Here is a 25736-nt window from a genome sequence, read left to right as displayed (position 1 = left end):
AGGTTGGGGCGAAGTCGAGACCCAATTCATACAGCCTCAATGAATCTAAGTTCGCCGAGATGTTTAATTAACATATGAGCGATCGACGAATCGAATTCGCGCCGATTCTAATCTCTTAATTTCTCAATATCTTCCGCCGAAACTCGTCTGCTTTCTGACGATCGGGAATCTCTGTGATCAACTCCTCCACAAACGTGGTCAGAGACACCTGATTCTCTAAATCTCGTTTCGTTGTCACAATAAACTTCGCGATCGGCCCAATCAAACAGGTCAGTTCTTGCTCACAGACCTGAATTAATTGAGCATTGACTAAGCGATCGCTCAGCGCTTCTTGAGTCTGCTGTGGCTCTCGGACAGCAACTCCATACCCTTTTGCCGTACTCAAGCGAGGACTCTGTGATTTCGGAGGCAACTGCATCAGTGCAGTAATGCGCTGCGCTAATTTTGTCTGCTGCACAGGTGATAGATGCACGGCTAACTCTTCCTGCATGACTATCGGATCACAAGCTGCGGGAGAGAGTTGCCCTAAGAGCATGGGTGCGATCGGTCCTACAAGTTCAATCAGAAATTGCTCAATGCTTGCAAGCTGTTCTGCGGTGAGACGGGGAGCCGTTTGATCGACAAATTGGTCGCGTTGCTGAGGGGGTACGCTTTGCTGGATAGATGGATGAGTTTGTGGCTGAATTTGCTCGGGGATCGGTAAAGCGATCGCTCTTGCTTCACTGACATTTTCAGGCTGAGCAGGAACTTGGATCAGCGATCCTGCCTCTTGTTCAAAATATGTGCGATGCTTGGCGGGGATCAGTGCAGACAAGGCGCGAATCAAAAGTTGAGGACTGCTTTCTTGCAGCGGTTCTGCTGCCTGCTCGATTAAACTCGGCGCGATCGGCCCGACTAATTTCAACAACAAGGGCTTAATCCGAGCGATGAATTCATCCAACGGAATTTCAGTACTCGCCGCTTGCGAATCATGCGAAGTGTCTGACTGAACCGATTGAACGGTTTGCGTCTCTAGGACTGGAGGCAGCATTTCAATCAATCCCTGCGTCCCAGACAGCCAAAGGTAGCACGTCAATCCCAAACCATCTAAGTTCGTTTGCAGCTTTGCCAGCAATCCTGCCATCGACAACCCTGTTTGAGCCGGAGCCGCAATCAATGCTTCGAGCAAGACTTGAGCAAACAATTCTGGTTCATCTTGAGGCGAAGCACAGGCAAGAATGCACTGACCATGATCCGACGAAAACTTGAGATCCTCGACCCAATCTTCTAAAGAAGTTGCGCCCGGACAATCGAGAATGACAATTTGCTGAGCCGTGCGCGATCGCCGAAGTTCTTGCCGCAGCCAAGTTCGACTCAGCCAAGCCCCATCTCCCAAAAATAACCAGGAATCGCCATCCTCTGAAGATTCAATCCGTCCTCGCAGATATAACAATCGCGTTGCCACAGTTTGAATCGACCCGGACGATCGCTGTTCCGGCACAGTCATGTCTTGCTGAAGAAATGTTGCAATCTCAGATCGAACATTCGACCAAGCATCACTGGGCTGAGGGAAGTAAGTTAGGTCAAAATTACCATCCTGACGCAGAACGTCCGATACGGCAGGACTGACTGTATGATGAATCAGCCCGTCCACAATCAAAGCTTGTCGTTGTTGCACTACTTCAGTGTGAGTTGGTTTAAGTCCTAAAATTGTCTCTCCGATCCCCTCAACAATCCGCTTCGGTGTTTGCAGGGAATACTCTGGATGTAAATCTGTTTCGCCTTTATTCCGTTTCTGCTGATTGATTAACCGCAACTGCTGATTCGTCTGCTCAATGTACTGAAGTGTTTGATGATACACATAACGATAAAGAGCATCTGCATCGATAATGCCATAAGCTCCAGCCGCTTCTCCGCGCAATCCGCGCATTAAATAGTAACTAAATACACCATGACCCAGATCGGGAAACTCCCAAGATTGCTGTCCTTGATCGCACGAAAGTAAAGCATAAAATCCGCGACTCTTTGCTGCTCTTTGGCGCAGCATTTCTAAAAGTTGCGGCGTTGGATTGAGCAGAGCAGGTTCAGAGAAGTGTCCACGCGCACCAGATAGGGAAATATTGCCGCTGTGACAAGCGTCGAGCCAAATCAGTTGACTATGAGCCGCACAGTTGCCCAAAGTCGCTAATAGATTTTGAAAACATAGCCCAGTCTTGAGCAGATGCTGTTTTTGTGTGTCCGCAAGACATAACACGGTTTGCTGGCTCTCCGGTTCTAGAACACCATGCCCAGAAAAATAGAATAAAACTGTATCTTGCGTTTTTGCCGAGGCAACAATGCGGTCTAAGCTCGCCTGAATTGCTTGTAGCGTCGGTTTGTCTGGAGTCAGATCGTGATGAATAAAAAACTCTTTCTGCGGAAATGCTTGCGTTGCTTCAGCGAGTGCTTGGCTCAACCCTTGACAGTCAAAAGCGGCATAGCGTAACTTTGGCAATGTTGCATCTTGGTAATCATTGATCCCAAGCATCATTACCCAGAGTTTTGCTTCACCTGTTTCTAAGGCGGAAGCAAATCGACTCGCACCAACACCGACTGGGGGCATTTCTTGACCTCAAGCGAAACAACACGAATGTGTCCGTTCTGTCATAAAACGCGGAAAATGTGACGATACTCCCTATCAAGATTACAACGTACTCTCGATAGATACAGCAACCGTAGGGGGTTAGTTCGCATTTTTTGCTACCTAATGCGAACTGCAACACCCAATCTTCCGCAGATTGTGGCTGATATTAATTAATATGTTCAAGCCTGCTCGCTTATGCAGTTTAAAGAATCGCTCTCCCAAGCCGAGAAGATCCGGAGCAGCGATCGCTTCACAAGAATTCTTGGAACGCAGTTTTCTCAGGAGCCGCCCCTCCACTTTGATAAACGGCTTCGGATTAGATTTCCTCAATCTAATCCGAACTTGTAGAGAAACTTGCGAATCTGCATAGTTTGGATGGGACTTTGATTTCTGCGATCGCCAGATTCAACTTGTTTTACAAAACAGCCACTTTGGGATTTTCTAGAAAATCAGAGTTGGGGAAGATGTTGCTGACTGAGATAAAGCATTGATATCTCTACAGTGCTCAAGAATTCCTAGCGATAGTTCTGAGCCTGAGTTTCAAATAAATGAGCATATCTGCCGTTTAACTGCATTAATTCAGTATGCGTGCCTTGTTCCACGATCGTTCCACGATCGACGACATAAATTCGGTCAGCCATCTTAACCGTAGATAATCGATGGCTAATCAAAATGGCAGATTGATTCTGAATCAGTTGCCGAAACTGCTGAAAAACTTCATATTCTGCTTTCGGATCCATTGCACTGGTCGGCTCATCTAAGACAACTAACTGGGACTGGCGCAAAAACGCTCTCGCCAGCGCAACTTTTTGCCATTGTCCAATGCTTAACTCTTCGCCTTGTTCAAATAATTTTCCGAGCATCGTGTCATAGCCTTGGGGTAATGTTTGAATCACCGCATCGGCTCCCGATTGTTTAGCAGCTTGCATCACCGTTTCTGCCCCAGGTGGAAGTTCGATATTGCCGAACCAAATGTTTTCCCAAGCTGTGAAATAGTACTTCACATAGTCCTGAAAAACTACACTAATCTGTCGGCGCAAGTCTACGAGATCATATTGCTCTAAGGCAACGCCATCGAGGGTAATCTTGCCTTGTGTAGGTTCATATAGCCGACAGAGCAGTTTAATCAGAGTTGTTTTTCCAGAACCATTTTCGCCGACGAGAGCAATGACCTCACCAGGGCGAATTGTCAGGCTAACGTCTTTCAATGCCCAACGGGGCGTATTGCTATATTGAAAGCTCACGCGATCGAATACAATCCCCGATCGCATCGGTCGAGGGAGTGGTTTAGGATGAAGGGGTGCGGCGATTTTTGGCTGGAGTTCTAGAAATTCATAAAGATTGCTCAGGAAGAGATTGTCTTCGTAGAGTGCAGACAAACTTCCAAGTAACCCTTTCAAAGCAGCTTGTCCTTGTTGGAGTGCAGCATGGTAAAGGACTAAATCTCCGATTTGTAGTTGACCCTGAAACGCTTGATAGACCACAAAACTGTAAGCAGAAAAAAGGAGCAGAGCAGAGAGGCTTTGGGCGAGAACATTCGCGATCGCGCGCTGAGTTCCAATCTGCAAAGTTTCTTGATACAACTGCTTGCGAATCCGCTGAAAGCGTTGACTAAAAAGGTTGCCGAGATCGAAGAGGCGTAGCTCTTTTGCAAACCAATCCCCTGTGAGTAACCAGCTTAAGTATTCTCCTTGTCGCTGCATCTCAGTTCGACGACGTTGCCAAGCATGTAGGATAGAGGCGTACTTCAAACGAACGAGAATGGATGGAACCGAAGCCGCAAAGAGAATGCCTGCAATTCCCCAATGTAGCGCAACGAGTAAGCCGACCATCAGCACTAACGTGATCATTGTTTGACCAAGCTGGATCAAGTGCTCCAAGATTTGATTAGGACGGTAAAAAGCTTCTTGTTGAGCACGTTGTAGGCTATTGTGATAGTCTGGATTTTCGTAGTATTCTAGGTCAATTTCTAGTGACTTGGCATGAACAATGCCTTGCATATAATCAGTGACTTGCTGAGTCTGGGCACTGTTAACTAGTTCGGCTAAAGCAGCGAGAATCGCAGCGATGACGGTAACAGCACCCATCAATCCAAGTAAGACAAGTAAACGCTGAAACAGCAATGTTTTATCAGGCAGCGCAATACTACTTGTAACGATATCAATAATGAGTTTGGTTAGATAGAGTAATGCGATCGGCAAAAGCCCTTGAATGAAAATTAGCGTCACATGGGCTAAAGTCCATCGCGGCGAACCTTTCCAGACAAAGCGCAGTGCAGGAAGCAAATGGCTTGCACCCTGAAGTTTGCGAATCAAATAACGGAGAGACAACATTCGTTATGCCAACCAACTGACGAGCGTTTGAATAAATTTTGTGGCTTTCTGATCTGTCGCAAATGTATCTGGAAACAGCGAAACGAGTTGCTGTGCGAGTTCTTGTACAGAGTGAGTTCCATCGGCATGAGCCAAAATATAATGCACGGCTTTGCCTTTGGTATTTAGATTAGGCTGATAAGCAGGAGCCATCTTTTGCAGGGTTTTTAGGGTGTTGGGCACAGAGAAGAATGTCGATCGCTGTTGCTGTGTCTGCTGGCTCTTAAATTGCCAAATCCAGTCCCCATAAGGCGGGCGTTGTAATTTGAAAGTAACAGTCTCACCTACTTCAAAAGCAACAGGTGGATCGATCGGCATGAATGCAGATGACCAGTGGAGCGGAGGTTCGTGCGGCGCAGTCGAAAGCCACTGATCTCCAAGTAGCATTTTGAACCAACCGATCCAACCGTGACAGATGCCTGCTTGAGTGATGGTATGGTGTATCTCTGCACGACAATTCGTATCAGTGGCTTGATAGAAATCTAATGCCATGACTTTTTCGGGTTCTGCCAGATATTGAGCCTGTCCAAGGTCTTGACGTGCAAAGAACATAGCTTGGCTCACATAGGAACGAACTGGACTATGATCTAAATTCAGATGTGGATTTGACCACACTGCAATCTCTCGTTCATAGAAAGCGGGGACAGAGGCAGGAACCGTCTCCATGACTGCCGCTGAGGGAATGAGCACGCCACTTGGCTTAAGGTAGCGATCGCGGGCGTAGAATAGCGAAGGTAGGAGATCTTCTGAGAGTAAAAAGTTCCCTGTAAAGACTGAAATAATCACATCAACAGGCTCAGGGATCGTCACTTCTTCGATTTTGCCTTGTAAACACTGAATGCGATCGCTGTATCCATTCGCTTTCACAATCTGCTGTGTCAAGCTGATAATGTCTTCTGGCTCGACCATGTAAACTCGTTTTGCGCCCAGTTGAGCTGCCAGCAGTCCAAAAATTCCTAGACCTGCTCCTAAATCTAGCACCACACTGTCTGGGGTGATGACTGCTTGCATCGCCTGAAGATAAGCTGCATTGCGTCTAGCATCAAGGGTCATCACCTGCTGCCCCTGTAGAAGAAGATAGCTCATAGAAGTTGAGGAGTAAAAGAATGCGTTTCGGTTTGCAAGAAGTCGTAGAGCTTGGGTAGGCTCTCGAATGATCGTGGGTAGAACAGTTTTTTGACGGGGACTTGTGCCACTAAATTGGTGTAGGCATAAAACAAGCTCGGCTGATCGGGCATGATTTCGGTCACGTGATAGCTATGAATCAGCAGATCGAGCAGGGCTTGGCTGGGTGAAAGCTGCTCAATATAGATGCGATCGCTTTCTTCGAGTAGGTAAATGGTACCCAATGGGAAAGATTGGTTCTGAGGAGTTATCCCCAATTGTTCTATTGCATAATGAATTTTGTAGGTTGTTGTTTCGGAAGCGTCTAATCCAAAGCTTTCTCCCGTATGAGGAAACAGCTTAATCCGAGGACTTCCAGGGCGAACTTGCCCTTGGTCATTGACGACTAAAACATCATCGGTGACAAAGCTTGCACCACGGCTTACACAATATGTAGTTAAGGTCGATTTCCCCTTTCCAGAACATCCTGCAAACGCGATCGCGACTCCATCTAAAGCGACAACATTTGCATGAAGTGCGATTTGTCCCTGTAACCCTAAACAAGTAGCAGCAATATGAGCAGCAAAACACAATACGGGAGAGCCTTGAATGTTCTCGATTGGGGCTGATTCAACCACGACAAGGATTGCATGATGACCATTGGCATCAATCCATGCACCCATCTCTTCTGTCCAAGGAATCCAGTAATGATGTGAAGTATTTTGTGCAGAGCTATTCTTATATATAGAGCCTGCTCCTGAGTTTAAGGGAAGTTCGGTAACTAACTCTAAGGTTAGTTGAGTGTTTGAGATATGTCTGAGTTCGTCGGTAGCAGCCTGCAGAATGCTCTGAAATTTCATGGGTCAATCTTGATAAACTTGCTAGGAGCATTCCGTCAACTGGAATGCTCCCTTGATGAATGATCTGAGCACCTGTTAAGTTGCTGAACTGAGCAAATTTTACTTACTAAGTGTGCAAACTGTAACAATGCTCTTCACATCGATGTTTAGCGCATATTTTCGCTGCCATCAAAACCACCTGGATTGGTGACTCTCATGTTAATTCCATCTTGAAATGGACCTGATTTAGGATTCCCTTGCGCTTGTTGAGTCAGTTCTGCAAGACTTCCTAGTTGCGAAACCTGCATCGATAGGTATGTCTTCTTCATTGTGATTGACCTCCTTATGGTCTTATAAATTACGAAGCGCACCCTGTATATATACTAGTTTCAGTCTATTAGTTTAAAGATAAAGTTTCAGTAAATATATGAGAAAAATGAGGAGTTTGAAAATCAGTTTTGAAGGAGCTGATAGAAAACTCTTCTAACATCAATTCATAAATTATTAGGAGTAATCGATTGATTCTTTTTCAATCATTCGGCGATTCCGACTGCATGTCCGTAGTTGAGTTCTGAATAGAACTCAAGTCTAAATCCTGCTTCCTTTAATTCGGAGGAAATCTGTTCTTTCGAGAAGTAATGGACAAAGTTTTCTGGAAGTATAAAGTCGCCGATTTCGGTTTTAGATTGCCATCGTATTGCTCGAATAAGATTCGCGATCGTACTAATCATCTTGTAATATTTTGCAGGCTTATAAGCGTACAGAAATGATAAGAGAATTGGCGATCCGCTCTTAACACGATCTCGCATTTGTTTTAGAAAATCAATCCGAGTTTGCCGCCCTTGAATTAAGGTATAAGCTCCCCAACCAACAATTAGTCCGTCGTATATTTCTTCGTAAACCGGGCAAGTGTCTCTCACCGCGATTTGAACTGTGCAATTGATCTGCTTTTCCTGAAGAAATTCATTTGCAAATTTGACAAAATTAGGATTACATTCAAATGCATCTACTTCATATCCCAAGGCATGCAAGGCTAAGATTTCTCGTCCTCCTCCTGCGCCTGCAAGCAGAATCGTTTTACAGGTTTTAAAATGAGTTTGAATCGCCTTGAATTCCCACTCCCAAAAACCGCTTTGATTATATTCTTCATCTCGATAGATGGCTTCGCTATCGTAAAACTGTTGATCAATTTGATACATCGAATTGCGATCGAGCACTCCTAACCAGAAGCCAACAAAACAAGCCGTGAGCAAGTCAATCAATTGATAAAAATAACGATAGGATTGCTTATGAATTTTAATCATCATTAGATTACCTTTCTAGCAAGATATTTTTTATCCAACTGCGTTAACCAATTGGCTAATCCAAGTGTGCTGATCAACTGATTCGCAATTCCATCGTGGAAAGGTTCGTCTGGTCGATAATCTTGCTCGTATGACTGCCGATAGGACAAGAGCGAATTCTCTAGCTGCTTGAAATCAATTGCTTCTTGTAAATAGGAATTTTGTTTTGCTTGTTCTAGCAATTCAAGAGCTTGGCTTCCTCTACCGAGTCCAGCATACTTCAATGGATCGAAGTAGTTGATTTTTGGACGTAACCTAACTGCATCTGGTAAAGTTGTTCGGTTTGCATGGCGCAAAAAGACTTTTTGATAGTTTGAATCCAGTTGTAGCGAAGGATGTAACCGATTTGCAAATTCAACTACGCGCTGATCGCGTAGTGGCGAAGTATATTCTAATTGATGAGCAGATCGAAGCAATCGGTGAACTTGCATCGTCCCAACAAAACTAGCATCTTCGATCTCTTGATTCAAAGCCTTAACTCGATCTAATCCAAAAGACTTCATCGCAAGCTGTTCTGCAACTTGAGTCTGTTGTATCTGTGCTAGATAGGTGGATTGAATCCATTGCGGCGCAAGATTTCTGAGCTTCAGGCGTGACATCATCCACTGAGTTTGCCAGGGCTTTGGACAATTGGGCAAAATGAGGTCTTGCAAAACAAACGATCGACGATTTCCTGGGCTTCTAAGCTGTTGCCACAGAAATTGCCAGTCTCCCACTTGAATGCGATCGCGCCAGAATATATAGCAAAACTCATCGCCCCACTCGCCATCAAATATCAGACCAAAGCCCAATTTTTGAGCCTCTTGCATCATCCGTAAATGCATTGGTACAACACAACTCGTAAACGGATCATCAGGCAGCGGTAACTGTTCCCACGGTTCACTCAATACCCAAGCATCATCACAGTTAATGGAATGCCATTTGACTTGGGAATATCGATCGAGAAATGCTTGAATGGGTTCGCTTTCATCAATTGCAGCATAACGCTCTGTAGTGACTGAGAATGCTTCAAGATTGGAAAGATGATTGAGGAGAGCAACTGTTACCGTTGTAGAATCTAACCCACCGCTCAAGGTCGTACATACCGGACGGTAGTTGCGTAAGCGATCGCGAACGGATTGATTGAGAAGATACCAAAATTTCTCGAAGTAGGTTTCCGGTGAGTCCCGTAAGTCGTAGCTTGTCGGTGCTAATTTTGCAAGTTGACGCTGCTGAAGTCGTCCTGATTGGAGGATTAAGCCGTATCCAGGTCGGAGCCGTTTAATTGCCTGAAATGGAGTAATTTCGGCAGGATGTGCCCAGGCATCGCAGATCGTATGAGCCATGTAACCTTCATCAAATTCATGGCTCACTTGCGGGTGAAGCAATAAAGTCAAAACCCGTGAGCAAAGCAATAAAGTATTGCCATCCCAGACATAAGCGATCGTACGATTGCCGACAGGATCACAGCCGACGAATAATAGGTCTTGGCTCGCATCCCAAAGGATAAATACAAACTCACCCACGAGATGGCGCAGACTATCCACTCCCCAACGTCGATAGCTTTCAATAATCAATTGAGCATCTGGGACTTGAGTACGCCCTGCGAGTAACGTCTCTCGATCGTCAAGTCGCCCATCCCAAACGAGTACACAGCCATCTTGCTCAACAACAGGTGCTTCTAAGCAAGATTCTGGTGTATTAAATAACTGCGATCGCCCTAAACTGAGTCCAATCGATGGATCATGCCAACTGCCTTGTCCATCTCTTCCCAACACGGTTAAATCGCTCAGCATTGCTTCCCAAGGGCTAGGCTGCTGGCTATTCCAGATTCCTAAAATTCCGCTCATAGCTCACTCTAGGTTAACGGGAGAAATCAGACCATAAGCTGATAGGTCTTGGAGTACTTGTTGCAAATCCGTGAGAACTTGAGTCCGCTCAACGTCGTATTCATCCAGAATGCGGTCTACCGCAGAGGCGAGCGGCTGCTGATTTTTGAGCGCGTCCCAGATGTAAATACTGGTTTCATTCAAACTATAGTAAGCGCCACCAGAAATGCTGAGCAGGATTGCTTCAGTATCAACTTGGCGATAGAGTACATCATCCGCAATCTGGTATTTCTGCTGATTAAGAAGTGAATCTGTTAGGGTGATTTGAGGATGTTTAAGCATTGGTTTGAGAAGTGATAGTTGTTAATAGTGCTTTGCTGTATCCACAGCAATTTATTCCAATCCGGAGATTAGTCAGATGAGAGCTTATGCATAAGTGTCGAGTCAAAGGCAGCAAACGATTGGTGCACATCGGGGATATCATTCAGGATTTTGCCCTGACATTCCACCCAAGCATGGGCTTGAAATTCCCCTTGCTCTCGGCGCACCCCAATTCTGAGTTCACTCGCAATTCCTTGACAGCGCAGCAGATACCAGAGCACTAGCGATCGCTTCAGACAATTTGCCCAGCGAGAACTGTATTGCCGTGCTGCAATTTCGACTAATCTGACTGTTCGCGCTACTTGAACTGGTGATGCAGGAGAGAGCGGTCGGCATAAGCGAGTGAGAACACCTTGAATCTGTGCAATATTCCAATGCTGTAGTGCGATCGCGATGCAAGGAAACAATGCTAAGGCACAGATGAAACGAATGCTGTCTTGTGGAGAAAGGCGCAAGAAAAGCTTTACTCTGTGTAGCAATACTTTCAGCCGAAATAGATTAGTCTTCGGTCCAATTGTTCGGCGAATTAAGTATAGATGATCGAATGCTTTGGGTAACTGGATGCGTTGCAGATGATCAACGGGCAGCGCAGCATAATTCAGAAAGTAAGGGATTTTATCCGACCAGCGTTCTCTGAGCGCCAAATAGAAAGTGTGATCCAAGCAGAATGTTTCTGAATCAAACTGTAGAAGCTGAGGCTGTAAATTGGTTTTAAGTAGATTGGTTGCAAGTGGATGCAGCAACGACTCGATCGCTGAATTGTGTTGAATCTGAGTTTGCATCATTTTCGGTAAGGGAATCTGCAAAAGCTGCTGTCCAAGTGCTAGTGTCACTAGAACCATATGTAGGATGCCGAATCGACGAGATTGGTTGAGAACCTGATGCCAGTCGAGATTGGGATAAGCTTGAATCAGTTGAGCGATATCGCACAGTTGAATGAGCCGAGATTTTTGTTCATGGCGATCGCGGCAAAAGCTCACACAGAGGATGAGCAACATATCAATCGGGGAGAGACAGGCGATCTGCTGATTGTCGAACGAACAAGATTGAAGGCGAGATCGCAGTTCTTCAAACTGCAAATCGAATTTGAAATAGGGTGGAGTTAGGGCACGGTGGAGATCAATTCCTACTCCACTTGATGAATGAGCGAAAGCCGTTTGCCACCCTAATACTTGATAAGGCTGGTAATTTTTTTCCCGCAATAAGGTTTGAGCACGTTCAAAATCATTTCGAGCAACAAGCAGATCGAGATCGTTAAATTGCCTTAAATTCAAGTCGCCGTAGTACGAAATCGCCAACAATGGACCCTTGAAAGCGAGAACGGGAATCTCTGCATCCTCAAATTGTTTTAATAGGATAAGCAGCGTTTGTATCAACAGTTGATTGTTGAGTGAGATTGCATAGAAGGACTGCCGGAGCCGCTTAGAAATTTCAGGAGGAATCTTTTCTGGACAGACTGTGTTTAAGGTTTGATAGACCAGCGGCAGGACACTGTGCCACTCGGCTAGGGGAATGAGGTTTTCCCATCGAATCGGCTGGTGTACTAGTTGATGAATCTGAGCCACTGTTGTAGCATCGCGATGAGTTCTGGCACAGCATAGGAGTAAGGCTAGCTCAAGGTCATCTTGAGAACTCAAAGGGGCAAAAGTGTCTTGAGATAAGGGCGACATAAATTGCTTATGCTAGAGGGCTGAGCAAGAACAAACAATCTTCATGGGACTGAACTGTAGACATGCCTACATTGAAACTCTTCCATCACAATTTTTTAGTTTGTTTTCTTGTATTAATTCGCTTGCGTAGCCAGAGAGAATGTAATAAAAAATACCAATATTTCCTCTATTACGTGACGGATTCCTGCTCTCCGGAACTTTTTGACATCGGCAGAGTTGATTCAGATTTGAATAAGAATTAGATATCTTAATGCAAATCGATGAGACGGAGATTCGCTACGATCGTGCAATTGAAGTACATTCTCAGGAACACAAACTCTCATGCTCGATCTCTACTATTGGACAACACCCAATGGGCATAAAATTACAATCTTTCTAGAGGAAGTAGGGCTACCTTATAATCTTGTGCCGATCAATATTGGCAAGGGCGATCAGTTTCAACCTGAATTTCTCAAGGTTTCTCCAAACAATCGGATTCCGGCGATCGTAGATCATGAACCAGCAGACGGCGGTGAGCCGATTTCTCTGTTTGAATCGGGTGCGATCTTGCTCTACCTGGCTGAAAAGACAGGCAAATTGATTCCAAGTGATCTTCGAGGTCGGGCAGATACATTGCAGTGGTTGTTTTGGCAGATGGGAGGGTTAGGTCCGATGGCAGGACAGAATCACCATTTCAGCCAGTATGCGCCTGAGAAAATTTCGTACGCGATCAATCGCTACGTGAATGAAACGGGAAGGCTTTATGCGGTGATGAACAAACAGTTGAGCGATCGCGAATTTTTAGCAGGCGAATATTCGATCGCGGATATTGCTTGCTACCCGTGGATTGTGCCTTACGAGCGTCAGGGGCAAAAGCTCGAAGATTTTCCCAATTTGAAGCGCTGGTTTGAGACGATTCAATCTCGTCCAGCAACGGTACGAGCTTATGAGAAAGCAGAGGCGTTTAAGGCAGATCAGATTAGCCCAGAACAAGCACGAGAACTGTTGTTTAATCAATCGGCGGGGACAGTCAAGCCTGCAAGTTGAGGATGCTCATTCAAGTTTGCTTAATTGCTAGGGTGGGGAGTAGGGAGTTGTTTGTTTGGTAGCTCTCTACTCCCTACCCCCTACTCCCCACTTTTTCTAGCCGTTGCAACTCAGACAGGATCGCTACATATCACTTCCTCGAAACTCGATGCTTCGGGTACTCACCCATCAACGACCAACCCATCTTTCACATGAATCGTCCGCTGAGTTTGTGCGGCAATATCAGGTTCATGCGTCACAATCACGATCGTAATTCCTTGCTGATTGAGTTCAGTCAACAATGCCATCACTTCGGCTGAAGTTTGCGTATCTAAAGCACCTGTTGGCTCATCAGCGAGGACGAGCGCCGGACGATTGACCAAAGCTCGTGCGATCGCAACTCGTTGCTGTTGTCCTCCAGACAGTTGATTGGGACGGTTGGATAAACGTTCTGCGAGTCCAACTCGTGTGAGAGCTTCTTCGGCTCGGCGTTTTCTTTGCGATCGGGCAACGCCTGCATAGACCATCGGCAACATCACATTTTCTAAAGCCGTTGCCCGGCTGAGCAAATTGAACTGCTGGAAGACAAACCCAATGCGTTGATTGCGAATAAAGGCAAGTTCATCATTATCTAAGGTGGTTAAATTCCGACCTTCAAGAACATAATTGCCATCAGATGGGCGATCCAGACATCCGATGATATTCATCAAAGTGGACTTACCCGATCCGGACATGCCCATGATCGCAACATACTCGCCTTCTTCGATCGCCAGATCAATCCCTTTGAGAACCGGAACATCGACTTCACCTAAGCGATAGGTCTTCGTGATGTCTTCCATCCAAATCATATTTGCCATTGGATTAACCTTGATACTGCACTCGCCAACGTCTGACCGTTTCTGGTTCGTTCAGGTCTTCAAACTTGACTTCATGCAGTCCAGCTTGAGTAAAACCAGATAGCTCTATTTTAGTCAGCGGAAATGGCACGGTCGCTAACGGCTGTTCCGGTTCTCTGCCGAGACAAATCACAAGCAGTTGTCCCGATTCTGCAACAAGTTCGGCGATTTTGGGAATCGCTTGAGCGCGCAATTCTGGCGGCATCGCTTGAATCGTGTAAGACTCTAGAACAAAGTCGAATTTGCCCAATGCAAGCTGGAATAAATCAGCGACTTGATAGTTCACAGATGAGTCGGGAAATCGTTTTTTGCACCAAGCGATCGCGGTTTCCGAAATATCAAAAGCTGTCACTTCCATGCCTCGTTTTGCGAGTTCTTCGGCATCGTCTCCTAATCCGCAACCGATGACGATCGCCGTTTTTCCGACAAGCGAGTGTTGATTTAACCATTCCACAAACAGTGGATGCGGGGTTAACCTTGCCCAAGGAACTGTGGTGGGATCTCCGTTTGCAGTCGCATAGAGTTCTTCAAACCATCCCAAGGGGTCGCCCTTGCCGATGAAGTCAGTTGCGAGTTGAACGGTGCGAGTAGATGCATCTGTCATACTGCTACCTGAGCTTGCCGAGCAATGATACCGCGATCGAACACTAGCCCATCTGTGCCGATGCCTTCGATTTGGAGTCGATCCGGATAGACTTCGATCGCACTAAATCCAAAGCGAGAAACGGAGTATTCAGTTGTTTTTGAGGTTCCGACGGGACGGAGACTTGCGCCTCCAATACCAGTGACTAAGTAAGTCGTGCCATCAATGGATGTCGATCGCTCATAGTGATGCTCGTGCCCATTGATATAAAGCTGCACTTGATGTTTTTTGAACAATGGCGCAAATTTTCGGATCATCTCTCGATCGGTTCCGTAATGCCCGGAGGAATAGATCGGATGATGTCCATAGACAATTTTCCACGGAGCATTACTCCGTCCTAGCTCAGCATTCAGCCAAGCCATTTGATCTTTCCAGTCAGCATTGCCATTAGTATCCAGCACAAAGAACTGCACATCTTTTTCGCGGTAGGTGTAGTACCGTCCTGTCATGTGAAAGTTCTTGTATTGAACTTGTGGATCGCCGTTTGCTGTGCGGATGTCATGATTGCCCAGGCAGGCTTGGAAGCGAACATTTTGCTTCAACAAAGGTGCATAAGGCTGCTCGAAAGCAATGCCAATCCGCTCCATTTCGCCACTGTTGTAAATATTATCTCCGGCGAGCGTGACGAGTGAATAGGGATGCTTCTTGTGATAGTTTGCCATTGCATTCGCAGAATCAAACTGATTTTGATCGCCTGCTCCTGAATCTGCGACCGCAACAAATCGCAGCATCAATTCTTGACTTGCAGGTTTAGGCGGTTCAGAAACCGTTTGTGGCATTGGCTCAAATTGCCGACTAAAGCTCTTTCCGGCGACGGCAAGTCCGGCTGCACCGACTCCCCCTAACACCAGCAGTTGACGACGACTTAATCTCATACGACTTTGTTCTTAACAACAGTTGCGATCGCTCAGATGGTAGATTGAAGATCTTACCGCTCTTTACTCTACTGGATTCATACAGATTTCTGTTGTCGAGGAGGTCACATCTATGTCACAAGACTCAAACCAAACCCCAGAATCCCAGTCTAGTGTGGCACAGTCTCAGACAACGGATTTTATTTTTTCGCTAAAAACTGGCACGATTAAGCTCTTACGATCGACGATTCAGTTTCTCGAAAAAACTGCCAATACGCTAGAAGGTTCGTCAGAACCGAATCCAACGGTTGCGAAGATTTTGAAGTTCTTCTCTGTCGTGTGGGAGAAGTTTTTACCGATTTGGAATCAGTTGTTAAAACTGGTACGCGATCGACTCTCGCCCGAATGGAATGAGAAATTAGGCGATCGCGCTTTAAGCAGGATTTTGGCAGGCGCGATCGTGATTTTATTCTGGTTCACGACATCGCTTTTTTCCTCGAAACCCCCTCACCCACAAGTCGCAAATCGTCCCCCGCTGATTCTGCCAGATCAGACAAAATCGTCTTTTCCCTCTGATTTATCCACTCCTGACACTGCACCACAAACCGTGACGACTCCTGTGGTGAGCGAGCCGGAAGTAGTGAGTGAACCGATTGTCGTCAGTGAGCCAGAAGTGGTCAGCGAACCGATTGTCGTCGGTGAACCAGAAGTAGTTGGTGAGCCAATCGTTGTAAGTGAACCGATTGTCGTCGGTGAACCAGAAGCGGTTAGCGAACCAGAAGTCGTTGCAGAGATTCCAGTTGAAGCAGCAGAACCGATTGTAGAAACGCCAGAAGTAGAAGTGCCGGAAGTTGTTGCAGAACCAGCTATTCCTCAACCAGAATTGACACCTGAAGAGAAACGCATCGCTGCGATCGAGGATCAAGTGATAGAAATTAGCGATCGCTTTATCAATGGTCTAGTCGTGTCAGTTGAGCAGAACGAAACACGAGGTCAGATGAAAGTTACGGTTTCAAATGACTGGTATCGATTTAATGCTGAACAGCAAGACCGATTTGCAGACGAATTGTGGACACGATCTCAGACGTTCAAGCTTCCCAAATTAGAGGTTCGTGATCCGCGAGGTGTGTTACTAGCACGACCGCCGATCGTAGGAGATTCAATGGTTGTCGTGAAGCGAAAAAGTGCGATCGCATCATAGCTCTTAAAAATCCCCACTCCCTATCATCTAAATTCCGGCAAACTACTAGCCTTCCCCAAACCCACCCCCGCCCGGAGTTTCAATTACAAACACATCTCCCGGCAACATCTGAACTTCCGCTTTTCCCGACACTTCTACGATCGTTCCATTCGATCGTTCGACCCAATTTCGTCCTGTCTTTCCGGCTTGACCTCCGGCTAATCCAAACGGCTGAATGCGCCGATGCCCTGACAAGATTGCAGCAGTCATTGCCTCGCGAAACCGAATCCGACGAATCACCCCATTTCCGCCTGAATGCTTCCCCTGACCGCCACTTCCTGCCCGGATTGCAAACATATCGACTAAGACAGGAAAGCGCCATTCCAACACTTCAGGGTCAGTCAATCGCGAATTGGTCATATGAGTTTGAACTGCATCTGTCCCATCGAATGTCGCGCCTGCTCCAGACCCGCCACAAATCGTCTCATAGTACTGATACTGCTCATTGCCAAAGGTAAAATTGTTCATGGTGCCTTGAGAAGCTGCTAAAACTCCTAATGCACCATAGAGAGCATTCGCGATCGCTTGTGATGTTTCCACATTGCCAGCCACGACTGCTGCCGGATATTGAGGATTCAGCAAGCACCCTTCAGGCACAATAATTTCTAAAGGCTTCAAACACCCTGCATTCAGTGGGATATCATCTTGAACTAAGGTACGAAAGACATAGAGAACAACTGCTTTACAAATCGCGAGCGGTGCATTTAAGTTCGATAACTGCTGCGGAGAAGTGCCAGTAAAATCGACGATCGCGCTGTGGTCTTTGATTTTGACACTGACTTGGATTTGATTGCCATCATCCATTTCGTAAGTAAAATCGCCATCTTGCAGCACTGTAATTGCTTGACGTACAGCTTCTTCAGCATTGTCTTGAATATGCTGCATGTAAGCTTGAACCGTTTCTAACCTATAGCGATCAACCATTTGTAAAAGCTGCTGTGATCCTCTCTCACTCGCTGCAATCTGAGCTTGCAAATCAGCGATATTCTGCTGAGGATTGCGAACTGGATAAGGCTGATTCCGGACCTACTCGATACCGAGATCCATCAAAGCGAAGGATGGATCCGCCTCCTGCTGCAACCGTGTGAATTGCCATCATTGGCGATCGCAATCTCACTCCGGCGACTTCAGTTTCAAAGGTGCGTTCATACTGTCCATTAAAATGCGAAACATCTGTAGAAGTCCCGCCCATATCAAAGCCAATGATTTTATCAAACCCCGCTAGTGCACTGGTTTTTACCGCTCCGACAATTCCACCCGCAGGTCCCGATAAAATACTATCTTTCCCTTGAAATTGCTGAGCATTGACTAAGCCCCCATTAGACTGCATAAACATCAAATCAGTGTTGTTGAGCGCGGCTGAAACTTGATCGACATAACGGCGCAAAATTGGAGAAAGATAAGCATCAACAACGGTTGTATCGCCTCGACTCACAAGCTTCATGAGTGGACTCACCTGATGCGAAACAGAGATTTGAGTAAATCCAATCTTTTGAGCTATCTCAGCGAGCTGTTGTTCATGTTGAGGATAGCGATATCCGTGAAGTAACACGATCGCACAAGCTCGAATTCCGTCCTCATAAGCAGCAGTAAGCGATCGAATAAGTTCCTCCGTAATCTGAACCGGACAAAGTTCTTCGCCTTGAGCGCTAAAGCGTTCCTCTACTTCGATCACTCGCTCATACAGCATTTCTGGTCGCACGATCTGTTGAGCAAAGATGTTGGGGCGGTTTTGATAGCCAATTCTCAGCGCATCTCGAAAGCCTTGAGTAATCAGTAATACAGTGCGATCGCCTTGACGCTCTAACAAAGCATTGGTTGCTACAGTCGTTCCCATTTTCACAACTGCGATTTGGTCGCAAGGAATCGGTTGATCATTCGTCAGTCCTAACACATCTCGAATGCCTTGAATTGCAGCATCTTGATAGCATTCAGGATTTTCAGACAGCAATTTGTGAACGACGATCGTGCCATCTGGACGTTGAGCAACAACATCAGTGAATGTGCCACCTCGATCAATCCAAAACTGCCAGCCCTGATTTGCCATAAGAAAAATTGAGTGAAATACGGGGTAAGGTGCGGTGAGACTTTGCTCAAAAATTCAAATCTGAGTCCTCGGAGGTTAGAGGATTTTAAAGAAGTATCGTTCATCGCAATCACCCGCCCTGGAATGGAATTCCGGGCTAGTTGAACGAAGTCCACTCAAGGGACTAACAGCCAATCAGAATCAGCTCTTTAGTCCTTTTCAAAGGACTTCGCACCGTTAGCCCTGGACTTTCAGTCCGGGGCGAGATCGAACGGAGCGAGGAAAGGTTGATACTTAACAAACGCCTTCTTAAACGCAGTCAAAATCAAATCCCCACGACAAAAACCTCGTTATCGAGATTCTTGTGATTTTACCTTGCTTCTTAGTTGCGCGATCGTCGCTGAAATTCCCTGATATGCTCTGGAATTGATCTGACCATTCTCTCGCAACAAGTTCATCACAGCCTCATAAGCAACGATCGCATTTTGCAGATCTCCTATCCGCTCATACGCCATCGCTTGCACCGTATAAGATTCGCTCAATTTCGGATCAAGCCGACTCGCTGTTTTCGCATCTTGAATCGCATTCTGAGGATTGTTTAAGCCAAGCCAAGCAAATGCTCGATCAGCATACGCGATCGCATAAGTAGGATTGATCTCGATCGCGCGATTACAATCATTCAAAGCTGCCTGATAACGATCCATTCCCATTTGAATAAAGCAGCGCAGATCGTAAGCAACGGCTGAGCTAGGATCGAGTGCAATCGAGCGATCGAGATCTTTCAATGCACTCGGTAATTGTTGCAGTCCGAGATAGCTACGTCCTCGTTCTCGATAAGCAACTGCATCTTTAGGCTGAAGTACAATTCCCGCTGTAAAATCGTCTACTGAGGCTTGATAGTTCCCCAGTCGGCTGTGTGTCATGCCTCGATTGAAGAGCAAACTTGGGGTCTGAGGAGCATGTTGCAGGGCTTCGGTGTAATCTGCGATCGCGCCTGTGAGATCATTCCATTGAATGCGCATTTGTGCCCGTGCAGACAACGCATCACTGCGATCTGGATTGAGCTTCAGTACTGTTTCAAAATCGCGCATTGCACCTTGTTGATCGCCCATTCTGGCTCGAATTGTAGCTCTCGTTCGATACGGCATCATCAACTTGGGATTTAGCTCAATTGCTTTTGTCAAATCAGCGAGTGCAGATTGGGGTTGATCAATTTGACTGACTCCTCGCAAAAAGTAATCTTCAGCCGTTTGAGGTGTGCTCAACTGTGGTCGAGTTCCGGTGAGAGCAGAGCGATCGACAGTCAGTGTCATCTGATTTAACTTCGACGATTTTTGCAATAAATCCGAGACAAAATTCGAGGGAATGCCTGCTAAAACGCCCATATCGCCGGATTGCCCAAAAATGGCAATCACTCGCCCGCTTGCATCAAAGATCGGGCTACCGCTCATTCCAGGAGCCGCGATCGTTGTAAACATCAATGAGTAACCTTCACTATGAGGATCATTCACCTGAGAGGTGAAAAAGCCTTTGTGAAATGCAACAGGCTCTGTCCCAGGAGATTGCTGCGGACTGCCTGGATAACCATTAATCCAGATCAGATCCCGCTTAGCTAATTGGGTTGAATCCCCGAATGTTGCAACTGGATAGTTTTGTGGAGATTGAAATAAAACCACTGCAACGTCAGGAATGCCTTTTAACTGCTCAAATGTATGAGTATTTGCGACTGGATAGCGCTGACCATTGGCAGTCCGAATCTGAAGTCTTAAATTGCGATCGCATTGTCCCGCGAAATCCAAATTGCAAATTACATGGCGGTTGGTTAACACTGCATAAGTATTGCCCTGTTTCGCAATGATCACACCTGATCCCGTCTGACTTCCTTCTGGACTAAAACCTAAGATCTGAACGGTCAGTGGTTGAGCCGTTTGGCGAATTTCAGACGGAGAAAGAACTGCTTTGGCAAGTGTAATCGAAGCTTGACTAAATGCGAGTGTGATGCCGGAGAACAAGCCGACTATCCAACCAATTCGAGCCATCTGGGAACCCTCTTTGAGCAAAATTTTGTAGGCGAAAATCTGAACCGGGTAGGAGATAAGCGAATGATTGGCGCAAGTTATGAAGGTTCGAGATGATGTCTTTTCATCTCTCAAAAGGTGTTTTGAAAGTATCAACAGTTTCCTCGCTCTGTTCAATCTCGCCCCGAATTCATTCCGGGGCGGGTAAATGCGATGAACGATACTTTGTCAAACATCCTCTTATACTTGCACCATCACGCTCAATCAATTCGGTACTAAGACAAGCCCTGAGACAAAATCTTGAAAAGCTCAATGAGTAAAATTCTACAACTTGTTGCGTTTTGATAGGTATCGCTTAAGCTTGTTTACGGATTGCTTTCTCTAAACTCCCTATGGCCCAACCCATTCTCTATCTTGCAATTACGAATCATGGCTTTGGTCATGCAACTCGCGCGGCAGCGATCGCGGCTGAAATTCAACGCCTTGATCCCGAAATTGTTTTAATCCTGGCGACAACGGCTCCACGCTCGGTCTTAGAAGCTTACATTCCCGGCGATTTTATCCATCGCCCCAGAGCATTAGACGTGGGAATTATTCAGCAAGACAGTTTAATCATGGATAAGCCTGCAACGCTAGAGAAATTAAGAGAAATTCGATCGCGTCAACAAGCAACGATCGCATCAGAAGCGAATTTTATTTTGCAAAACAAAGCCGGATTAGTGCTTGGAGATATTCCACCTTTAGCGGCTCCCATTGCCAAAGCAGCAGGTGTTCCAGGTTGGATGATGAGTAACTTTGGGTGGGACTTTATCTATCGAGATTGGGGTGGTGAGTTTCTAGAAATGGCAGATTGGATCAGCGATTGTTTTTCACAGTGCGATCGCTTATTCAGAATGCCATTTCACGAATCGATGCAAGCGTTTCCAACTGTCACAGATGTCGGTCTAACTGGCGTTGCTCCAAGATTCGAGGCAGCAGAAGTTTTAGCAAAGTTCAACCTCACGGATACTCCAAAAGAAAAAATCATCCTAGTAACGTTTGGTGGACTAGGACTTGATCGAGTTCCGTACGAGAATCTCACTCACCTGTCTGACTATCAGTTTCTCTGTTTTGATAACAATGCTCCAGACTTGCCCAATTTGATTAAAGTAGACGATCGATTTTACCGTCCGATCGACTTAATGCCCATCTGCGGTCGCTTACTGTCAAAGCCTGGATATAGTACTTTCTCTGAAGCCTGCCGTTATGAAATTCCGGTGATGACTGTGACTCGTGAAGGCTTTGCAGAATCTCCGATTTTACTAGAAGGCATTCAAGACTACGCTGAACATCAAATCTGGTCACTCGATGAATTTTTTAACGGAGATTGGAGCAACATTCGTCAACCAATGAATCCGCCACGCAAATCTGAAAAATTGCCGAAAGATGGGAATCTTACGATCGCTCAAGCGGTTGTTGATTATTTGCGATCGTAGAATCGTTAAACTTCCGGTCGAGATGCGATGTATTTTGTCTCGACCTAGTAGTTCACTACAATTAATCTGATAGGGGGATAGGTAGAAGATCTAAAATCATGGTTGTTGCTCCCCACTCCCCACTCCCTACTCCCTACTCCACAAAATGCTCGACGACTAGACAAACTCTCACTTCGGAACCGCACTAACCCGCTCATCATCCGATGTCCGCGATCGCGCAACCTGGCTCTGCTGATGATAGCTCATTGCTTCTGCGATCGCTCCTTGCCGCCGCGCCTGATCTCGACTAATCCCTTCTAGCGTATTGCCCAATCCAGGAGCCTCCCATCGATTGGTGCGAGGATTGAGGTAAGAGTAAGTTCGAGCCTGCAACACTGCCTCAGAACCGCGAAAACCTCGCTCATAAGCTTGCCGTAATCGATCGACATAACCTCCTTCATCCAAAGCTGCAAGTGGTGCTTGGTTTGCTAAATCAATGCCATTGAGTTGTTCTTCTAACCCTAATCGCAATCCAGCCGCGATCGCAGATTCTTGAATCACCTGATACTGCCGCCATAAGCGATCAAGCTGTCGGCGATCGGCATCATCTGGAGAGCTAGCACCATGCTGATAAGAAAAGCTTCCCATATTCCAAGCCCCATTACCTGGATCAACATGTCCATAGTACGCCCAAGTCTTTCCTCCTTCTGGTGTGCGAGTTCCTTCAGCACTTCCGACTGCTCTTGCAACGAGCGAATCCGATCCTCCTGCAAAGAGTTCATCCGGTGCAACGGCAACTAAGCGAGTGTCATCGGTTGAAGTATCAATGTTTTGGGGTTTCGGTTGGGGTTGTGGTGGACTCGATGGTTTGAGAGGAGTGAGAATTGCAGGCGAACTTGCTTGAGTCTTAGAAGAGGGACTCTCTTGAATCTCAGACGGGGTACTTTCTTGAATCTTTGGAGATTTTTTTACTTCAGATTTGGGTAGGTTTGGGGTGAATTCCAGTACTTGAGCTTGCGTCGATCGTACTCCACTTAAGGTGAGAACAATCACGCTTATCATCAGGGAAACAATTTTCTTCATCGTGGCTTCAGGGTTCGTTCCAATAGGCTTTTATCAGGCTCGACGAGTGCCCAAGTTCCGTCGGATTGCTTGAGTAACGTTGCAAATTGCAAGATGTCTCCAGTCGCGATCGCGTCTCCAGCTTTCAATGCTCCGAGCTTCGGAGACTTTAATCCACAGAGCCGAAACAAATAGGCTGGAGTATCTGTCCCTGCAAAGTACACACAGCCTCGCTGACCTAAATAAACATTGCCTGTCGATGGAGCGTAGACAGACTTACCGTTTAATGCGATCGAAATATCTCCTAATCCTCCTATCACAGTTGATCCAGCAATTTGATCTCCGAGCTTCAGTTGCCAACTTTGGTACAACTTCGGTTCTGAAATGCTATGGTTTGGCTGTTGAGAAGAAGTACAACCCGAAATCAGCAGCAGCAACAAAAAAATAGTTCCGAGCTTAACGAATCCAGAACTTATACCCCAGATATTGATCACCTTCATAGGAAACCACAATAAACGTTTGAGAAGTTGATTTTTCTAGGGCATCGGATGCGACCCGATACGCTTCCCGCTCAGTCTGCATCCCGCTGCGAATGGCAATTTTCGGCAGAACACAGTACGGCTCTTTAAGCACCTTGCGAACTGAGTCTTTTGTGTCTCCTGTTTTGAATTGAATCAGATTCGCGATTTTGTCTTTCGCAAGTGCAGAGTCCGATCGCACTGTTCCCTGACACTCTAAAGTCGCCTCTTTACTTCCAAAAGACGGTAAGCCCATCGCTTGAATGAAAATCCCAATGGCGAGAACACCAGCGATGCTTGCTAAAAATTGATTCGAGTTGAGTTTATCAATCATAGCCGTCCTCCAACGAACAGTCCTAAGGCTAAAAGCAACAGTCGATAGACCCCGATTCGATTGACGTTCGGAATAAACAATGCAGCATAAGCAGCGAGCAATGCTGGCACAAACACAAGAATCATCACGGGAAGTTCCAACACTGGAAATGCCATGACGACGTATTTCAAGCCAACTCTCAGTCCGGCAGCAGCCATCACCCACAAGGCAGCATCGATCGCGATGCCAGAATTTTGTACCGGAAGTCGTAAGACACTCTGCATCAGCAGATCAAACGGCTTGCGGCGACGGACTCGCACCGAAGTCGGAAAACCAGAAGTCGGGCGAAAGGGTGGGATCGCAGACTGCGGCGCTGTCTCTGGTACACGTGCCCGTGTTCGCGGGACTGGAACAGATTGTGCAGGTTGGTGAGGTGCAACATCGCTCATCTGTGCCTTAGGTGGTTCTAAAGGCAGTTGGACGCTTGCGGGTCTTGCCGTTTGAATTTGCATCTGTTCGACGGTAGCTTTGAGTTCGTCGATCGCCATCCAAGTCGCATTTAATTGCTCATTGAATTGTTGCAAGCTTGCTTCGATCGAAGGAGACGGCTCCCAAGTTAATTTCACGCGGGTAGAAGCGGATTGATTGGTAGACTTACTTGCCGCTTGACGGGTTTGAGTTGTTTTTTTAGTTTTCGTGGTGCGCGAAGTTTTTTTCGCAATATCTTCAGTGTTAGACTCAGCAGGCGCTTCAGACGGGGATTCTTTGCCAGCCGCGATCGCTGATTTCTTAGATTGTCGTCTTGCAGTCGGTTGGGTCTGAACGATCCGAGTAGACTGACTTTCTGTTTTAAGTTCTGTCATCGCGGCTCCTAAGGCATATGAATCTTTAGTACGCAAGTACTATAAATAGTATTAATGTACGATTCATCAGAAGTCAAGAGGCAAGTTCAAAAAACGTAAAAATGGGATGCTTACCATAAAGTGTCACACTTTAGAAGTATTTATTATCTTTTGTAATAATAAGCACAGCCGCTTCCCAGAGCAGCGATTAGATTAGAAAAAATGCGATCGTCACTAGGAGATTCGTATGGGTATCACAACGCAAATTGAGATCATTCAATTGCAATCGATTAAAGGCGGAATGGCAGAATTCTACACGCCGCAATCGAGTCATGAAACCATGTTGGTGAATGTCCCCGCCAATACGATCGATGACCTTTTCGTTCACCGGACTCAAACCGACCAATTGCTGGTAGTACGGGGAAGTTTTATCCTGGTTGTGTTACAAAATCGTAAGTATGAATACATTCCATTAAGTGAGTCTTACCCGCAAGTGGTCAAGATTCCGCCAGGAGTGCCACATGGAGCCATTAACTTGAGTGATTCGCCCTGTGTTTTAGTGAATGCTGTGCTGCGTCACCGACCCGCGATCGAGCAAGATTATCGTCCAATGCGCCGACCAATCCCCTACGATATAGATATTGCTCACCAACTCCAAGAATTTTTGCGTCCTAGTGCCGCATAATAAATCGCTTTAATATCCGATATGCCGCAATTTCCGGCATCTGGAGTTCTTGCTAACCTGT

At 46.2% G+C, this 25736-nt stretch carries 23 protein-coding genes; 4 read left to right on the top strand and 19 right to left on the bottom strand.

Features of this window, described 5'->3' with window-relative positions:
• Positions 1-115: 115 nt before the first annotated feature.
• From LEPBO_RS0111750 to LEPBO_RS40010, 9 genes are all read right to left on the bottom strand, one after another.
• A complete protein-coding gene (locus LEPBO_RS0111750) occupies positions 116-2581 on the bottom strand; it encodes a caspase family protein (RefSeq protein WP_017287764.1) in 2466 nt (821 codons plus the stop codon).
• A gap of 536 nt (positions 2582-3117) precedes the next feature.
• Positions 3118-4935, bottom strand: coding sequence for an ABC transporter ATP-binding protein (locus tag LEPBO_RS0111740; RefSeq protein WP_017287762.1), 1818 nt, complete (start codon positions 4933-4935; stop codon positions 3118-3120).
• Between the two features lie 3 nt (positions 4936-4938).
• Complete coding sequence (locus LEPBO_RS0111735) at positions 4939-6060, bottom strand: 50S ribosomal protein L11 methyltransferase (RefSeq protein ID WP_017287761.1); 1122 nt, start codon at positions 6058-6060, stop codon at positions 4939-4941.
• Positions 6057-6938, bottom strand: a complete 882-nt coding sequence (locus tag LEPBO_RS0111730; protein ID WP_017287760.1) for a hypothetical protein — start codon at positions 6936-6938, stop codon at positions 6057-6059. The genes LEPBO_RS0111735 and LEPBO_RS0111730 overlap by 4 nt, the downstream gene beginning before the upstream one ends.
• A gap of 146 nt (positions 6939-7084) precedes the next feature.
• Positions 7085-7246, bottom strand: a complete 162-nt coding sequence (locus LEPBO_RS42880; RefSeq protein WP_154660828.1) for a hypothetical protein — start codon at positions 7244-7246, stop codon at positions 7085-7087.
• Between the two features lie 204 nt (positions 7247-7450).
• A complete protein-coding gene (locus LEPBO_RS0111720; protein WP_017287758.1) occupies positions 7451-8224 on the bottom strand; it encodes a class I SAM-dependent methyltransferase in 774 nt (257 codons plus the stop codon).
• Positions 8224-10089, bottom strand: a complete 1866-nt coding sequence (locus tag LEPBO_RS0111715; RefSeq protein WP_017287757.1) for an asparagine synthetase B family protein — start codon at positions 10087-10089, stop codon at positions 8224-8226. Before LEPBO_RS0111715 ends, LEPBO_RS0111720 begins: the two co-directional genes overlap by 1 nt.
• 3 nt (positions 10090-10092) lie before the next feature.
• Positions 10093-10410: a PqqD family protein gene (locus LEPBO_RS0111710; RefSeq protein WP_017287756.1), complete on the bottom strand. Its 318-nt coding sequence runs from the start codon at positions 10408-10410 to the stop codon at positions 10093-10095.
• A 68-nt stretch (positions 10411-10478) separates the two neighbouring features.
• Positions 10479-12119: a lasso peptide biosynthesis B2 protein gene (locus LEPBO_RS40010; protein WP_017287755.1), complete on the bottom strand. Its 1641-nt coding sequence runs from the start codon at positions 12117-12119 to the stop codon at positions 10479-10481.
• 321 nt (positions 12120-12440) lie between these two features.
• Here LEPBO_RS40010 and LEPBO_RS0111700 point away from each other — a divergent pair, with 321 nt between their 5' ends.
• Positions 12441-13145, top strand: coding sequence for a glutathione binding-like protein (locus LEPBO_RS0111700; RefSeq protein ID WP_017287754.1), 705 nt, complete (start codon positions 12441-12443; stop codon positions 13143-13145).
• Between the two features lie 161 nt (positions 13146-13306).
• Here the strand turns inward: LEPBO_RS0111700 and LEPBO_RS0111695 are convergent, their stop codons facing one another.
• From LEPBO_RS0111695 to LEPBO_RS0111685, 3 genes are read right to left on the bottom strand one after another with little or no spacing between them, the layout of a single operon-like run.
• Entirely contained in the window at positions 13307-13981 is a 675-nt protein-coding gene (locus LEPBO_RS0111695; RefSeq protein WP_017287753.1) for an ABC transporter ATP-binding protein, read from the bottom strand.
• Positions 13982-13985: 4 nt separating this feature from the next.
• Positions 13986-14624 (bottom strand): class I SAM-dependent methyltransferase, encoded by a 639-nt coding sequence (locus tag LEPBO_RS0111690; RefSeq protein ID WP_017287752.1) that lies wholly within the window; start codon positions 14622-14624, stop codon positions 13986-13988.
• The gene (locus tag LEPBO_RS0111685) at positions 14621-15538 is read right to left on the bottom strand and encodes a metallophosphoesterase family protein (RefSeq protein WP_017287751.1); all 918 of its coding nucleotides are present in this window, start codon (positions 15536-15538) and stop codon (positions 14621-14623) included. Before LEPBO_RS0111685 ends, LEPBO_RS0111690 begins: the two co-directional genes overlap by 4 nt.
• Before the next feature lie 112 nt (positions 15539-15650).
• Between LEPBO_RS0111685 and LEPBO_RS40005 the strand changes: the two genes are divergently transcribed.
• Positions 15651-16718, top strand: coding sequence for a hypothetical protein (locus LEPBO_RS40005; protein ID WP_017287750.1), 1068 nt, complete (start codon positions 15651-15653; stop codon positions 16716-16718).
• Positions 16719-16763: 45 nt separating this feature from the next.
• On the opposite strand, the gene LEPBO_RS45055 is transcribed toward LEPBO_RS40005, so the two are convergent.
• The 3 genes from LEPBO_RS45055 to LEPBO_RS0111665 all read right to left on the bottom strand — a co-directional run bounded on the left by LEPBO_RS45055 (position 16764) and on the right by LEPBO_RS0111665 (position 20822).
• On the bottom strand, positions 16764-17732 hold the full coding sequence (locus LEPBO_RS45055; protein WP_017287749.1) for a hydantoinase B/oxoprolinase family protein: 969 nt from the start codon (positions 17730-17732) through the stop codon (positions 16764-16766).
• A 1-nt stretch (position 17733) separates the two neighbouring features.
• Positions 17734-18804, bottom strand: a complete 1071-nt coding sequence (locus LEPBO_RS45050; RefSeq protein WP_017287748.1) for a hydantoinase/oxoprolinase N-terminal domain-containing protein — start codon at positions 18802-18804, stop codon at positions 17734-17736.
• Between the two features lie 329 nt (positions 18805-19133).
• Entirely contained in the window at positions 19134-20822 is a 1689-nt protein-coding gene (locus LEPBO_RS0111665; protein ID WP_017287747.1) for a serine protease, read from the bottom strand.
• Positions 20823-21193: 371 nt separating this feature from the next.
• Here LEPBO_RS0111665 and LEPBO_RS0111660 point away from each other — a divergent pair, with 371 nt between their 5' ends.
• The gene (locus LEPBO_RS0111660) at positions 21194-22276 is read left to right on the top strand and encodes a hypothetical protein (protein WP_017287746.1); all 1083 of its coding nucleotides are present in this window, start codon (positions 21194-21196) and stop codon (positions 22274-22276) included.
• Between the two features lie 168 nt (positions 22277-22444).
• Here LEPBO_RS0111660 and LEPBO_RS0111655 read toward each other — a convergent pair whose 3' ends face one another.
• From LEPBO_RS0111655 to LEPBO_RS0111640, 4 genes are read right to left on the bottom strand one after another with little or no spacing between them, the layout of a single operon-like run.
• Positions 22445-23338: a hypothetical protein gene (locus tag LEPBO_RS0111655; RefSeq protein ID WP_017287745.1), complete on the bottom strand. Its 894-nt coding sequence runs from the start codon at positions 23336-23338 to the stop codon at positions 22445-22447.
• On the bottom strand, positions 23335-23817 hold the full coding sequence (locus LEPBO_RS0111650; protein ID WP_026148575.1) for a hypothetical protein: 483 nt from the start codon (positions 23815-23817) through the stop codon (positions 23335-23337). The genes LEPBO_RS0111655 and LEPBO_RS0111650 overlap by 4 nt, the downstream gene beginning before the upstream one ends.
• Positions 23774-24169 (bottom strand): hypothetical protein, encoded by a 396-nt coding sequence (locus LEPBO_RS36850; protein ID WP_017287743.1) that lies wholly within the window; start codon positions 24167-24169, stop codon positions 23774-23776. The genes LEPBO_RS0111650 and LEPBO_RS36850 overlap by 44 nt, the downstream gene beginning before the upstream one ends.
• On the bottom strand, positions 24166-25011 hold the full coding sequence (locus LEPBO_RS0111640; RefSeq protein WP_017287742.1) for a hypothetical protein: 846 nt from the start codon (positions 25009-25011) through the stop codon (positions 24166-24168). Before LEPBO_RS0111640 ends, LEPBO_RS36850 begins: the two co-directional genes overlap by 4 nt.
• 226 nt (positions 25012-25237) lie before the next feature.
• On the opposite strand from LEPBO_RS0111640, the gene LEPBO_RS0111635 reads away from it, so the two are divergent.
• Complete coding sequence (locus LEPBO_RS0111635) at positions 25238-25675, top strand: cupin domain-containing protein (protein WP_017287741.1); 438 nt, start codon at positions 25238-25240, stop codon at positions 25673-25675.
• The last annotated feature ends 61 nt before the right edge of the window (positions 25676-25736 follow it).

The sequence above is a fragment of the Leptolyngbya boryana PCC 6306 genome, from assembly GCF_000353285.1.
Taxonomy (GTDB): Bacteria; Cyanobacteriota; Cyanobacteriia; order Leptolyngbyales; family Leptolyngbyaceae; genus Leptolyngbya; species Leptolyngbya boryana.
The sequence above is the reverse complement of the archived record's forward strand: the minus strand, read 5'-3'. Positions and strand labels throughout refer to the sequence as shown.